This is a genomic window from Jutongia huaianensis (assembly GCF_014384985.1).
Lineage (GTDB): Bacteria > Bacillota > Clostridia > Lachnospirales > Lachnospiraceae > Jutongia > Jutongia huaianensis.
On sequence record NZ_JACRSX010000004.1, the window covers coordinates 1 to 14,374 of the forward strand.

The window sequence follows — 14,374 nt, forward strand, 5'->3', positions numbered from 1 at the left end:
CGATCATTTTCTCCACTCTCGGATATTCCAAAATGCTCTAAATATGCAATTTTGTCACCCTGCCGAATTAAAAAATCCGGTGTATATGGTTTTTTCGCATATGAAATATTATATTGATAAATAGGTTCATAGTCATAATCAATATTATTCAAATACAAAAAATTAGCAATTTCCACCTCTTGATGAGACCTTAAAATCTCATTTTGTATTGTCACTGATTTTTTTGTTCTTGTATCAATAACTACTCTTTGAAAATTCTCTAGATCGCTTCTCATCGTTGAAAAATTAGATTTGGCAATATCATTAAAAAAAGCATTTAAATCATCCCCTTCATAAGGAGCATTAATATATGACGAAAAAAACATAATCAACTTATTAACAATGCTTTCATTTTGCATAATTGAGTTACGAAAATAATCCCTGATAACAAAATACAATTTAGATTTATCAACTATATTCATTTTATCTTTTGGAGAACTCTTTTGAATTACTGCATTTCCCGTAGAATGAAATGTCGCAATAGGACATTCAATTCCCAATGCTCCCTGAATCTTTTCTTTTAGTTCTTTTACTGCTTTATTAGTAAAAGAAACTACCAAAATCTGCGAAGGATCAATCTTCTTTTTATCCACAAGATATTTAACCTTTGCGGCTACCGTTGTCGTTTTTCCCGCTCCTGCTCCTGCAATCACTAGACAATAATCTTCATCTGCCAAAACAACTCTGCGTTGGTCTTCATCAAGTAATATGGTTGGATCAATTGATTTCAAAATATTATCTAAATATTCTTTTTCGGCAATCAATTTTTCTGATACATATTTTTCATTATGTTCATCAACCAATGTTTCCAAATTTTTAAAAGAATCAACTACATACTTTGTTTCTAATAAGGAGAGATTATTACGAGAACAAAAGTCGTTTAACATTCCACTTTGTACAAGCACATCAAAATAGTTAATTACAGAATCATAATTTTTAACTTGATGCATGTAATCACTTTTGGCCAAGTATTTATCGCTATATAACAATGTGTTAATCAATTTCTTAAGTTCCAATATCTTAATAACATTGTCATCCTTTAATCTATTTTCATTTCCATTGTTCACTTGTCTCTTATTTTTCCAAAAAAATTTGTCAAATATTCCCATGTCTTCTCCTATGATGATCCTGTATGACTTCATAACACATCATCGTCATATTGATCATTACAAAGTAATATAGTATATTTGTATTGTACCACAAAATAAGGCTAATGCATATCCCCTATACATTAACCTTAATAGCTTTAACTCTCTATCATTCTCTTTTAACATTTCCTCTCGAAGTGTACATTCCCTCTACCAGATCTCCTCCTCGATCCGCAGCAGCCTGTTATATTTCGCGACGCGGTCAGTCCGGCTTGGAGCACCTGTTTTGATCTGTCCGGCATTGACGGCAACGGCAAGATCCGCAATCGTAGTATCCTCCGTCTCTCCGGAACGATGCGATATGATCGCACGCCATCCGTTTTCTTTAGTCATACGGATCGCATCCAGAGTCTCCGTCAGCGTACCGATCTGATTTACCTTAATCAGCACGGCATTTGCAGCATTTTGCCGGATTCCTTTACGGATACGCTCTGTGTTGGTCACGAAAAGATCATCCCCCACAAGCTGCACACGGCTTCCCAGAGTACGGTTCAACTGCTCCCAGTGCATCCAGTCCTCCTCTGCCAGACCATCCTCAATAGAATAGATGGGATAACGGTCACAAAGTTCCTTGAGGTAAGCGATCATCTCCTCCGGAGTCTTGTAAATCCCGGATTTCCAGAAATAATACATGCCATCCTTTCCTTCCCGGAGAGCCGCATCATACATTTCAGTTGCCGCTACATCAAGGGCGATCCGAAAATGTCTTCCCGGCTGATAGCCTGCCTCCTCAATGGCACGGATCAAAAAGTCAAGTGCCTGTTCATCCCGTTCAAATGCCGGAGCAAAGCCTCCTTCATCCCCTACAGATGTCGTATAATGTTCTGCCATCAGAATACGTTTTAAAGTATGAAATACTCTTGTTCCGGCTTCCAGCCTCTCATGAAAGCTCATAAAGCCCACCGGCATGATCATAAATTCCTGAATATTCATAGAGGAGTCCGCATGACGTCCTCCGTTAATGACATTCATCATAGGAATTGGAAGCTCTCTGGCACCGCAGCCTCCCAGATATCGGTAAAGCGGAAGTTTCATTCCGTTCGCCGCAGCCTTTGCCACTGCCAGAGATACTGCCAGAATCGCATTGGCACCCAGATGAGATTTATTGGCTGTGGCATCCTCTGCGATCATCCATTGATCAATCTCCCTCTGCCTGGAAGCGTCCATCCCCTTTAGTCCCGGCGCAATGATCTGCCGCACTGCCTTCACAGCTCCTCTTACGCCCATCCCCATATAACGGCTTTCTCCGTCCCGAAGCTCTACGGCTTCAAAGGCTCCTGTGGACGCTCCGGAAGGTACACTTGCTACTCCTCTTGCTCCGCATTTCAGGATCACCTCTGCCTCCACCGTAGGATTTCCACGGGAATCAAGAATCTCTCTTGCCAGAATATCCCGGATCTTCATCCCCTTGTCACCGCTGTTTTTTATTTCAGACATACTATTACCCCTTTCCATCACTGTTTTAATACTGGTATAACGAATAATTAATAATTGACGGTTCATGTATCAAAGATTTAATTTTCGTTGTATTAGTATCTGCAATGATGCAAAAAAAGATTCCAATATATTGCGGGAAAAATTCAAAAAAATAATAGCTCCACACTGATTTTCTTCCAGCATGAAGCTATCACTATTCATAAATATTTTATGCAGATCCACACATCAAAGTCTTCCTCCCTTGCAAAAGCATCCGGGGTCGGCCAAGGAATTTCAGCCTCTTAGTGTGTCTTATTTATTTTTCTTTTTCCCGAAACGGCCTTTTTTCTTTTCGGTAGTTTCTCCGTTTTCTTCCTTTTCCTCCGACTTTCCATACATTGCCTCGTCAAACTTCTTCAGAAGTTCCTTCTGCTCTCCGTTCATCTTCGTTGGCACCTGTACTACTAATGTGACATACTGGTCACCCCGGATGGACTTATTCCGTAGAGACGGAACGCCCTTGCCACGGAGTCGGATACGGGTATCTGTCTGTGTTCCCGGCTTTACGGTATATTCTACCTCTCCGTCCACAGTCTTGATGCGCACATCACCGCCCAACGCTGCCTGTGCGAATGTGATCGGTGCAGAAGAATAGATATCGATGCCCTGTCTCTGGAAGATTGGATGGCGGCTCACAGCAACCTCCACCAGAAGATCCCCTCTCGGACCTCCGTTTACACCAGGATCACCCTTTTCGCGGATCCGGATACTCTGACCATTATCAATACCAGCAGGCACTGTAACGGAAATCTTTCGCTTTCTGGTAATATAACCGGAGCCATGACAATCCGGACATTTATCCCGGATGATCTTACCGGTACCACGACAATCCGGACAGGTCTGCACATTTCTGACCATGCCAAATAAAGACTGTTGTGTATAAACGACCTGACCTTTACCACCACACTTTGAACAGGTTTCCGGCGTAGTTCCTGCCTTTGCACCGGTACCGTGACAGCTTTCACACTCATCCTGCAACGGAAGATCTAACTCCTTCTCCGTACCAAAGCAAGCCTCCTCAAAGGTAATGCGGATCGTATGATGCAGATTCTGTCCCTTCATCGGACCATTATTCTGTGCTCTGGAACGGCCTCCTCCAAAGAAATCCCCAAAGATATCTCCAAAAATGTCTCCCATATCCATACCGTTAAAGTCAAAGCCGCCGGCTCCTCCGCCTGCTCCCCCTTCAAAGGCTGCGTGACCAAACTGGTCATACTGACGACGCTTGTCAGGATCACTTAATACACTGTATGCCTCCGAAGCCTCTTTAAACTTCGCCTCGGCTTCCTTGTCCCCCGGATTCATATCCGGATGATACTTTTTGGCCAGCTTACGATATGCGGATTTCAATTCAGAATCAGATGCACTTTTACTGACACCAAGCACTTCATAATAATCTCTCTTCTCTGCCATAACTCTCTCCATCTCTCATTTTATCATAAATTCACACACGATTTCTGCGAACAACGAAACGCCGAAGAAACCCGGCCTTTTCAGGCTTATTTTCCTAATATATGAAATATCTTTTGTATGACGACAGACCATTAACCGGTACGTCTGCCTGCGGCATTCGCGCAATCAATGGTCTATCCCATAAATGATGCCGGGTTCAAAGATATTCCCCTGTATCATATTTTATTTAATTAGATCTCGCGGTAGTCACCATCTACGACATCATCAGAAGCATTTCCTGCTCCGGCACCTGCTGCACCACCCATGTTGCCCATATCAGGTCCTGCACCTGCGGCACCGCCGTTTGCCTGAGCCTGCTGCTCATACATCTTTGTAAATACAGCCTGTGCTGCTTCCATCAGCTTCTCCTTACCAGCCTTCAATGCATCTACATCTGCATCCGTAAGCTCCTCAGGATTTGTCTTCTCAACTAACTCCTTCAGACTGTCAAGCTCTGCCTGAACCTTTGCCTTCTCGGAAGCATCAACCTTATCGCCGACCTCATCCAGAGCCTTCTGTGTCTGGAATACCATAGAATCAGCCTCGTTGCGGGCATCAATGCCTTCCTTCCGCTTCTTATCCTGTGCCTCAAACTCAGCCGCTTCCTTGACTGCCTTATCAATATCCTCATCAGACATATTGGAGCCTGCAGTGATTGTGATATGCTGCTCCTTACCTGTTCCCAGATCCTTTGCAGATACATTTACAATACCGTTGGCATCAATATCGAAGGTAACCTCGATCTGTGGCATACCTCGACGTGCCGGAGGGATACCATCCAGACGGAACTGTCCAAGAGACTTGTTATCCTTGGCAAACTGACGCTCACCCTGAAGAACATTAATATCTACAGCACTCTGATTATCAGCAGCCGTAGAGAAGATCTGGCTCTTCTTGGTTGGGATCGTTGTATTTCTCTCGATCAGCTTTGTTGCGATGCCACCCATAGTCTCGATAGACAGTGACAACGGCGTAACATCCAGAAGAAGAATATCACCGGCACCGGCATCTCCGGCAAGCTTACCTCCCTGTACGGAAGCACCGAGAGCAACACACTCATCCGGGTTCAGAGACTTACTTGGCTCGTGACCTGTCATCTGCTGTACCTTATCCTGTACAGCCGGGATACGTGTAGAACCACCAACCAGAAGCACCTTACCAAGCTCGGAAGCTGTAATACCGGCATCGCGAAGTGCATTAGTAACAGGTGTTGCCGTTCTCTCAACCAGATCGTGAGTCAGCTCATCGAATTTCGCTCTGGACAGGTTCATATCGAAATGAAGCGGTCCATTCTCATTCATACTGATGAATGGAAGGTTGATATTTGTTGTAGTAGCGGAAGAAAGCTCTTTCTTTGCCTTCTCTGCTGCTTCTTTTAATCTCTGCAATGCCATCTTATCCGCAGACAGATCCACACCATTTGTCTTCTTAAACTCAGCGATCATATAATCTGTAATCTTCTGATCGAAGTCATCACCACCAAGGTGGTTATCTCCGGATGTTGCAAGAACCTCAATAACGCCATCACCGATCTCGATAATAGATACATCAAAAGTACCACCACCAAGGTCATAAACCATGATCTTCTGCTCTTTCTCATTGTCGAGACCATAAGCAAGTGCTGCTGCGGTTGGCTCATTGATAATACGCTTTACATCAAGACCTGCGATCTTACCGGCATCCTTTGTTGCCTGACGCTGTGCATCATTGAAATAAGCAGGAACTGTGATAACAGCCTCTGTAACCTTCTCTCCCAGATAATTCTCTGCATCTGCTTTCAGCTTCTGAAGGATCATCGCGGAAATCTCCTGTGGAGAATACTTCTTGTCATCAATGGCAACACGATAATCAGTTCCCATATGTCTCTTAATAGAAGAAATTGTCTTGTCAGCGTTTGTTACTGCCTGACGCTTTGCAGGCTCACCAACAAGTCTCTCACCGGATTTTGAAAATGCGACAACAGATGGTGTTGTACGTGCACCCTCTGTATTTGTTACGACAACAGGCTTTCCACCTTCCATAACAGCCACACATGAGTTTGTTGTTCCTAAGTCAATACCAATAATCTTTCCCATAGTTTTGTCCTCTCTTTCTCTATAATAATTCTTTTCTTTGCTCTATTATAATTAACTAACTACCTTTACCATACTATGGCGAACTACAGAATCCTGATACATATATCCCTTCTGCAGCTCCTCTGCCACAGTTCCGCTTTCCAGTTCCTCAGACTCAACGGTCATCACAGCATTGTGGAAATTTGGATCAAATTCCTGTCCCACTGCCTCGATCGGCTTTACACCAATCTCATCCAGTGCTCCAAGCATCTGCTTATAAACAAGCTCTACACCATCGGCAAACGGTGTTCCCTTTTCCTCCTCCGGCATAGATGCCAGACCTCTCTCAAAGTTGTCGATCACCGGAAGAATCTTTTCTACCACTGACTTTGCACCAACCTCAAACATCTGACCCTTTTCCTTTTCAGAACGCTTTCGGAAATTTTCAAACTCTGCAAGCTGACGCATTCTTGCATCCTCCAGCTCTGCGATCTTTTCCTCCAGCTTCGATTTCTTTTTGCCAAAGATTGATTTCTTCCCGTCTTTATCTTCCCCGGCTGCGGCCTCCTGCTCCGTTGTCTCCTCAGAAGCTTCCTCCGTCACCTCGCTGTCCTTCACAGTTTCTTCTGTGTTTTCTGTCATCTTCTCTTCTGTCATTTCCTGATTTGTTTCTTTCTCCTGACTCACCTTCTACCACCTCTCTAAACCTCTGCCTGACGGCTTATTTATTATCTTTAAATATGTCATCTAACTGCTCCATCATAGACTGCAGTGTAGCAACTACCTTATCGTAATCCATTCGCTTTGGTCCCACGATACCGACCTTTCCATAAACACCATCATCAATCCGGTAGGTCGCTGTCACCAGAGAACAATCCTTCATGGATTCCACCTGTGTCTCTCCGCCAATGTACACCTGGATCGCATGATTATCATCATTCTGACCCACAGGCTCCTGCTCGATCCATTGGTTTAAATCTTTCTTTTCCTCAAAGGCACTCAAAATCTGCGCTGCATTTGACTTATCCGCAAGCTCCGGATACTTCAGAATGTTTGTCGCACCGCTGGTGTAGATCTCCAGATCCTCATCCTCTGTCAATGCATTTCCAATGATCTCCAACACAGAATCAATCACACTGTTGTGCGCTCCCATCTGCTCTTTGATCTTCTGGATCACTGCCAGATTCATTTCCATTACATCGAGACCGTTTAAGGTTGTGTTCATAATGAAGTTTAACCGTAGAACGGTTTCCTGATCCATGGATTCCTTCATATGGATCATTTTATTTTTGACCACATTGTTGTCAAGCACGATCACTGCCAGAAGATCACTGTCATCCACCAGTGTCAGCTGAATAAACTTGACCTTTTTGGAGGCATATCGTGGTCCCGAAACCATCGTGGCATAATTGGTATTGACCGCCAGCAGCTTCGCAACACTCTTTAGCAGATCATCAATCTTTCCTGCCTTTTCCTCCAGCTCGACCTTCATGTCATGCACTTCCTGTGCTTTGTCATCCAGCATCGTGTCAACGTAGAGACGATAACCTTTGTCAGAAGGAATACGTCCCGCTGATGTGTGGGGCTGTAAAATGTATCCCATCTCCTCCAGATCAGACATCTCATTTCGGATGGTAGCGGAACTAAGATTCAGATCAGAGTACTTGGAAATCGTTCTGGATCCCACCGGCTCACCCGTCTCTAAATACGTCCGGATGATTGCCTGAAGTATTTTAAGTTTTCTCTCATCCAGCTCCAAACTATCACTCCCTTGTTTTTATTTGTTAGCACTCTTTGAGGTGGAGTGCTAACATCTAATTAGTAAGATATCACTATCATTTTTTATTGTCAAGATATTTTTGCTAATTTTTTCGGTTTTTTTTATGTTTCCTGCAAATATGCCGACATATATAATATGATGTACGAGTCAATGGCTTGACTCGCCAAACACCGACAAGCAGCAGATTTGTTTACAAATATGCGAGATTGGAGGTGTTTGCAGGATTGCGGAAATTGCATGGCAATGAAGCAATCCGTAACATCATATGATTATATATGACAAGAAGCACAGAAATGAGGAACATTATGGCAGATCCCATCATCACATCAACAAATACAGGAAACAGACGAAATAATATGGCTATGAGCAGCCAGCAGGCTGCTGCCCGCAATAATCCAGGGCAGATCAACCGCTCCGTTGGACAGATGAGCAGCTATGGCGTTGCCAGAAGCGGCATGAACCAGATCCATCAGGGAGATGTGATCCGCGGAGAAATTTCTGACCTTCGCAACAATGAGATTACCATTACATTAGAAAATAACACTCTGATCAAGGGACAGATTGCAGACAGCTCCTCCCTTTCTATTGGACAGACAGCTGCTTTCCGTCTCTCCTCCATTTCGCCTTCAGGAATTCTTCTGGATGCCATACCAAACAGCTATACCGAGACAGAATTAACTCTGATCAATAAAGCACTGGAGGAGGCTTCTCTGCCTGCTACGCAGCGTAATCAGTCTGCCGTCAAGGCCTTGATGGATAATCTGATGCCGATCAACAAGCAGTCGATCCAACAGCTTATGCAACAGGCATATGATCTGGGTACCGATGATATGGAGACTCTCTGCCTGATGAATCGCAAACAGTATCAGGTAACGGCAGACAGTGTAGCACAGTTCAGTGCATACCGGAACGGTGCCCATTCGCTTCTTTCCAGAGCAGAAACCTTTGCTGCACAGATTCCGCAGCTTTTGGAAACCTTATCAGAAAACGGTCCATCCAATACCGTTGCAATGTTTGGAGAGAAACTTTTAGCAATCGCCCTGCCGGAAAATGTATCACCTTCTGATATTCCAATAATCGCAGACTTATCCGAACAGGAGTTTACTGCCTTAAAGGATCTTCTTTCCGAAACGCCGATGACAGAAGAACAATTACAGCAATTCCAGACCGGTACCATGGCTCAAAAGGATGCTGCCCTTCTGATCCGGAAGGCCATTGCCGACAACACCATCACTCTGCCGGAAAGCTGTCCGGATACAGAACTGCAGGCAAAGTCAGAGGAAATCCTGCAGCTTTTACAGCCCCAGTCAGACATAGCCGGCAACACAACCGACGGCTCTGCCACACTTGGAACACTCGCCGCCAAATATGGTTATTCCGCTGATAATACAGTCAATCCGGAAGGCTCTGCTGCCACTGATGCCGGTCAGAAAACAGATGCCACCGATATATCAGGTAAGGATGCAGAAGCACTGTTGTCCGAAGCTGCCCGTGAAACCGAAAATGCAGATGCAAATACTTCCGTCCGCTCTTTCGCCGGCCGCCTCTTCCATAACCTGTCAGATGTCGCCAAAACATCCTTCCAGAACATCAATGAAATGTTAGCGGCTCCTCATGAAAGTTCTGCAAGTGTAACACATACTCCTGCCGTGATCGATACTCTGTTAAACAACATTACTTCATACGGCAGAGAACAGGATCAATTGTTTACTGTATTAAATCCACAGGAACGTACAGAGCTCGCCAGACACCTCCAGAATATGTCTGTTGACCGTGAAACCATCTCTCAGGTCCTTTCCGGAGATGCCACAGCAGAAGACACTCTTGCAGGTATAAAAAACGCCATTCCTCATACGGACTCTGCTTTGGCACAGAAACTTTTTCAGATGGAAGCTTTCCAGAAGCTTTTTCACAGCGTTCTAATGGAAAACTTTACCATCACCCCGCATAAGCTTTCCAAAAATGGCGAAATGGATTCCTTCTATGATTCTATGGAGCAGAAAATGAACTCCTTTGAGACGTTGATCAACAGCACCCTCTTCGGAGATGATTCCGGCCATCTTTCCGGACAGGCTCACGATATGCAGAGTAATATTGACTTTATGAAATCTTTAAACGAAGCCTTTGCCTATATGCAGCTCCCTCTCAAACTGCAGAATCAGAATGCCCATGGGGATCTCTATGTCTACACCAAAAAAGATAAATTAAAACAGGACCCACAAAGCTTAAGTCTGATGCTTCATCTGGAAATGGATCACCTGGGCACCGTAAATATCCGCCTTGAAAAAGATCACCAGAATATCAAGGCGGATTTCCATCTGGATCAGGAGGCATCCCTTCATCTGATCGAGCGTAATACACATCTGCTGCAGGACTCCCTTACCCAAAAAGGCTATACCTGCCAGATACAGGTACAGCCTCTTACCCGGAAGGAAGCTCCGGTTCAGGATTTTCTAAATGCAAAGGTGACTCCATCAGCTTCCCACGAAATGAAACGGTTCTCCTTTGATATCCGGGCGTGATTTTATCGTTTCGAATTCATCCCAAGCATTTTTCTATTCCCCAAACATAAAAGTGCAAAACCATTCTTCTCCTTTGATTTCCGTTACGAAATTTTTCTATAAACGAAAAACAGGCGATACCCTTTCATCAGGTACCGCCCATACATTTCAAAAACACTATAGAATTCCACAACGTGAATATGCAATATCAGACCACCGCTTTATTCTGCCGCAGTCCCGTTTGCTTCTGCCTCCGCCTTTCTATACTCCTCCTCGATCTCCTCGAAGATATAGTCAAAGACAGCAGGCATACCGGTGAATGTACAGCCGTAATGATACAAACCGTCCTCGCTCTTGCTCTGACGGATGATCTGAACTACACAGTTAATGGCATTATTGCTGTTTTTAAACTCCAGACGGGAGTTAAAATAAAACCCGATCGGAAGCACACTTGTAGTAACAAAGCCAATTCCGTCACGACAGATATCCGTAACTTTGATCGGTGCATTGATATTGCTGACCTTTACATTATCCTGTTTAAAAATATCGGAAACCTCCAGATTCATCTTCACCGGTATCCGGATATTTCTTCTCTGCTCTGTCATACAAACCTCTCCTATCTTCACACTATCCCAAAATTTCCATAAGAATCTTATTGACCTTTCCGGGATCTGCCTTGCCTTGCATTGCTTTCATTGTCTGTCCAACCAGGAAGCCGATGGCTTTCTTCTTACCGCTGTTATAATCCTCTACTGACTTTGGATTATCTGCAACAACCTTCTCGATCACTTCACGAAGGGCACCGTCATCGGATACGGTCTTTAAGCCCTTCTCCTCAACATACTTCTCCGGATCGATATTATTCTTGAATATTTCTTCGAAAACTTCCTTTGCCACAGAGCTGTTGATCTCACCGGCATCTGCCATCTCGATCAGCTTCGCAAGATTTTCCGGCGAGAAGGAAATATCCTCTGCCTCCATCTCATTTTCCTTCAACAGACGCATGGTTTCAACCATCAGCCAGTTAGAAACCTTCTTCGGCTTATTGCAGATAGCGGTGGTCGCCTCAAAGATGTCAGCCATCTTCTTGGTTCCCGTGATGATCTCTGCATCATACTCCGGAATGTCATATTCTTTTTTGTAACGCTCCAGCTTCTCGGAACGAAGCTCCGGCTGTCTGTCTTTTACTGCCTGCAGCCACTCATCGCTGATCATGATCGGCACCAGATCCGGCTCTGGGAAGTAACGGTAATCCTGCGCATCCTCCTTGGAACGCATCGCATAAGAGGACTCCTTATTGTCATCCCATCTTCTGGTCTCCTGAATAACCTGACGTCCTTCCTCAAGAAGCTCGATCTGACGTGCTCTCTCGCCCTCAATGGCATGAGAGATTGCCTTGAAGGAGTTTAAGTTCTTCATCTCGGTACGTGTACCAAACTCAGTCGCTCCCACTTCCCTGACAGAGAGGTTGACGTCGGCACGCATGGATCCCTCCTGAAGCTTACAGTCAGAAGCACCCAGATACTGAATGATCATACGCAGCTTCTCCAGATAAGCAATCACTTCATCTGCAGAACGCATATCCGGCTCCGATACGATCTCGATCAGAGGCACACCGGAACGGTTGTAATCTACCATTGAACTTCCGGTCCAGTCATCATGAACAAGCTTACCGGCATCCTCCTCCATATGGATCTCATGGATACCTATGGTCTTTTTGCCTGCTGCTGTCTCAATCTCAATGCCACCGTTCCGGCAGATTGGCAGGTACAGCTGGGAAATCTGATAGTTCTGTGGATTATCTGGATAAAAATAATTCTTACGGTCAAATTTGCAGTACTGGGTAATGCTGCAATTAGTTGCAAGACCCACGGCAATGGCATATTCTACCACCTGCTTATTGAGTACCGGCAGAGAACCAGGCATACCGGTACAAACCGGACATGTATGTGTATTTGGTGCCCCACCAAATGCGGTTGAGCATCCGCAGAAAATTTTTGTCTTTGTGGCAAGCTCCACATGGACCTCAAGTCCTATCACAGTCTCGTATTGTTTCATCTTTCCGGTCTCCTTTCTACTCTGCCAGAAGCGGGCTAAATGCCGGCTCTCTTGTCTGCTCATATGCGTATGCTGCCTGAATGATCTTCTTTTCCTGGAAGCAGTCACCGATCAGCTGTAAGCCGATTGGAAGTCCCTTGGAATCTACACCGCACGGAACAGAAATACCAGGCAGACCGGCAAGGTTGACAGAAATCGTGTAAATATCTCCGAGATACATCTTGATTGGATCGCTGAGACTCTGTCCCAATTTCGGTGCTGTGGTCGGAGCAGCCGGTCCAAGAATCATATCGTATTTTTCAAAGGCTTTGTCGAAGGCTTTTTTGATCAATGCTTTGGTACGAAGTGCCTTCAGATAATATGCATCATAATAACCGGAGCTTAATACAAAAGAACCAAGCATGATACGACGTTTTACCTCGGCACCGAAGCCTTCGGAACGTGTCTTTTTATACATGTTGTGAAGTCCCTCATACTCCTTGGTGCGATAACCGTACTTCACACCGTCGAAACGCTCCAGATTAGAGCTTGCCTCAGCACAAGCGATAACATAATATGCCGGAATCGCATATTCTACAAGACTGAGCTCGAACTCCTCCACAATGGCACCCTTCTCCTCCAGTTTCTTCGCTGCAGCAAGAACCGCATCCTTAACCTCCGTGTCAAGACCTTCTCCAAAATAATCCTTTGGAATACCAATCTTCATCCCCTTCACATCATCTACCAGTGCAGAGGTAAAATCTGTGTCATCACGTTCTACGGATGTAGAGTCTTTGGTATCGTGAGAAGCAATGGTCTCCAGGATCGTTGCACAATCTGTAACATCCTTTGCAACCGGTCCGATCTGATCAAGAGAAGAACCATATGCGATCAGTCCGTAACGGGAAACCGTACCGTAGGTCGGCTTAATCCCTGTCACACCGCAGAAGGAGCTTGGCTGACGAATAGATCCACCGGTATCGGAGCCAAGAGCATAGAAGCACTCGCCCGCAGCAACCGCAGCACAGGATCCGCCGGAAGATCCTCCCGGTACATGCTCTGTATTCCATGGGTTTTTCGTCTCTCCGAAAGCAGAAGTCTCCGTGGTACTTCCCATAGCAAACTCATCCATATTGGTCTTTCCGAGAATGACTGCACCGGCCTTTTGCAGATTAAGCACTGCCTCTGACGTAAATGTTGGTACAAAGTTACCAAGGATCTTAGAACTGCAGGTGGTCAGGAGCCCCTCCGTACACATATTATCCTTAATGGCAACCGGTACACCTGCCAGAGGTGATGTAAGCTCCCCTGCATCAATCTTTTTCTGCACCTCCTCTGCCTGCTTCAGTGCACCCTCCCGGTCCACTGTCACAAAACTGTTTACTTTCTCTTCCTTTGCCTCAATGGCAGCCAGAGCAGCTTCTGTCGCCTCCACCACAGAAACCTCTCCCGCTTTTATCTTCTTGCCCAGCTCTACAGCCGTAAGCTGCATCAATGACATCAAATCACCAATCCTTTCTTGTTGATTTCTACAGTTTTACTTTTCACACTTCACACTATACTGTTTTCGGAACTAAAAATGCATTTTCCTTTACTTCCGGTGCATTTGCAAGTGTTGCCTCATGTCCGTCTCCGTTTGTAACCACATCCTCACGGAATACATTATTTACCGGGAATACATGGGACATCGGCTCTACACCGCTGGTATCCAGCTCATTCAGCTTGTCAATATAATCCAACATCTCGCCCATATCCTTCTTGGCCTGCTCCTGCTCTTCCTTATTCAGCTCCAGCTTTGCCAGAATACCGACATACTCAATCGTCTCATCTGAAATTATATTTGCCATATTTATATCCTGCCTTTCCTCCGCCTGCCTGTTCGCAGAC

11 protein-coding genes are annotated in these 14,374 nt (G+C 45.0%); 1 reads left to right on the plus strand and 10 read right to left on the minus strand.

Annotated features, from left to right (window positions below; translation table 11 throughout):
- The 6 genes from H8704_RS04835 to hrcA form a co-directional block, all read right to left on the minus strand.
- Positions 1-1,148 (minus strand): UvrD-helicase domain-containing protein (locus tag H8704_RS04835; RefSeq protein WP_249297545.1); only part of this gene is annotated, 1,148 nt, incomplete at its 3' end.
- 189 nt (positions 1,149-1,337) lie between these two features.
- Complete coding sequence (eno, locus tag H8704_RS04840; protein ID WP_243101631.1) at positions 1,338-2,624, minus strand: phosphopyruvate hydratase; 1,287 nt, start codon at positions 2,622-2,624, stop codon at positions 1,338-1,340.
- A gap of 291 nt (positions 2,625-2,915) precedes the next feature.
- Positions 2,916-4,076 (minus strand): molecular chaperone DnaJ, encoded by a 1,161-nt coding sequence (gene dnaJ / locus H8704_RS04845; RefSeq protein WP_022463913.1) that lies wholly within the window; start codon positions 4,074-4,076, stop codon positions 2,916-2,918.
- Positions 4,077-4,306: 230 nt separating this feature from the next.
- On the minus strand, positions 4,307-6,190 hold the full coding sequence (dnaK, locus tag H8704_RS04850; protein WP_022463914.1) for a molecular chaperone DnaK: 1,884 nt from the start codon (positions 6,188-6,190) through the stop codon (positions 4,307-4,309).
- Positions 6,191-6,241: 51 nt separating this feature from the next.
- Positions 6,242-6,826, minus strand: coding sequence for a nucleotide exchange factor GrpE (gene grpE, locus H8704_RS04855; RefSeq protein ID WP_249297620.1), 585 nt, complete (start codon positions 6,824-6,826; stop codon positions 6,242-6,244).
- 64 nt (positions 6,827-6,890) lie between these two features.
- Positions 6,891-7,928 carry a heat-inducible transcriptional repressor HrcA gene (gene hrcA, locus H8704_RS04860; protein ID WP_022463916.1) on the minus strand — a complete coding sequence of 346 codons (1,038 nt, stop codon included), beginning with the start codon at positions 7,926-7,928 and terminating at the stop codon, positions 6,891-6,893.
- A 326-nt stretch (positions 7,929-8,254) separates the two neighbouring features.
- Here hrcA and H8704_RS04865 point away from each other — a divergent pair, with 326 nt between their 5' ends.
- Positions 8,255-10,471 (plus strand): flagellar hook-length control protein FliK, encoded by a 2,217-nt coding sequence (locus H8704_RS04865; protein WP_249297546.1) that lies wholly within the window; start codon positions 8,255-8,257, stop codon positions 10,469-10,471.
- A gap of 200 nt (positions 10,472-10,671) precedes the next feature.
- Here the strand turns inward: H8704_RS04865 and H8704_RS04870 are convergent, their stop codons facing one another.
- From H8704_RS04870 to gatC, 4 genes are read right to left on the minus strand one after another with little or no spacing between them, the layout of a single operon-like run.
- Positions 10,672-11,055 carry a PilZ domain-containing protein gene (locus H8704_RS04870; protein WP_249297547.1) on the minus strand — a complete coding sequence of 128 codons (384 nt, stop codon included), beginning with the start codon at positions 11,053-11,055 and terminating at the stop codon, positions 10,672-10,674.
- 22 nt (positions 11,056-11,077) lie between these two features.
- On the minus strand, positions 11,078-12,508 hold the full coding sequence (gatB, locus tag H8704_RS04875) for an Asp-tRNA(Asn)/Glu-tRNA(Gln) amidotransferase subunit GatB (protein WP_022463919.1): 1,431 nt from the start codon (positions 12,506-12,508) through the stop codon (positions 11,078-11,080).
- 16 nt (positions 12,509-12,524) lie between these two features.
- Positions 12,525-13,988 (minus strand): Asp-tRNA(Asn)/Glu-tRNA(Gln) amidotransferase subunit GatA, encoded by a 1,464-nt coding sequence (gene gatA, locus H8704_RS04880; protein WP_118676288.1) that lies wholly within the window; start codon positions 13,986-13,988, stop codon positions 12,525-12,527.
- Positions 13,989-14,043: 55 nt separating this feature from the next.
- Positions 14,044-14,334 (minus strand): Asp-tRNA(Asn)/Glu-tRNA(Gln) amidotransferase subunit GatC, encoded by a 291-nt coding sequence (gene gatC / locus H8704_RS04885; protein WP_022463921.1) that lies wholly within the window; start codon positions 14,332-14,334, stop codon positions 14,044-14,046.
- Between the last annotated feature and the right edge of the window lie 40 nt (positions 14,335-14,374).

Bases quoted from the DNA above. Each gene is read 5' to 3' on its own strand.
- gatC (WP_022463921.1), bottom strand. From the start codon at position 14,334: ATGGCAAATATAATTTCAGATGAGACGATTGAGTATGTCGGTATTCTG.
- H8704_RS04865 (WP_249297546.1), top strand. From the start codon at position 8,255: ATGGCAGATCCCATCATCACATCAACAAATACAGGAAACAGACGAAAT.
- dnaK (WP_022463914.1), bottom strand. From the start codon at position 6,190: ATGGGAAAGATTATTGGTATTGACTTAGGAACAACAAACTCATGTGTG.
- gatB (WP_022463919.1), bottom strand. From the start codon at position 12,508: ATGAAACAATACGAGACTGTGATAGGACTTGAGGTCCATGTGGAGCTT.
- eno (WP_243101631.1), bottom strand. From the start codon at position 2,624: ATGTCTGAAATAAAAAACAGCGGTGACAAGGGGATGAAGATCCGGGAT.
- gatA (WP_118676288.1), bottom strand. From the start codon at position 13,988: ATGTCATTGATGCAGCTTACGGCTGTAGAGCTGGGCAAGAAGATAAAA.
- dnaJ (WP_022463913.1), bottom strand. From the start codon at position 4,076: ATGGCAGAGAAGAGAGATTATTATGAAGTGCTTGGTGTCAGTAAAAGT.
- H8704_RS04870 (WP_249297547.1), bottom strand. From the start codon at position 11,055: ATGACAGAGCAGAGAAGAAATATCCGGATACCGGTGAAGATGAATCTG.
- grpE (WP_249297620.1), bottom strand. From the start codon at position 6,826: ATGACAGAAGAGAAGATGACAGAAAACACAGAAGAAACTGTGAAGGAC.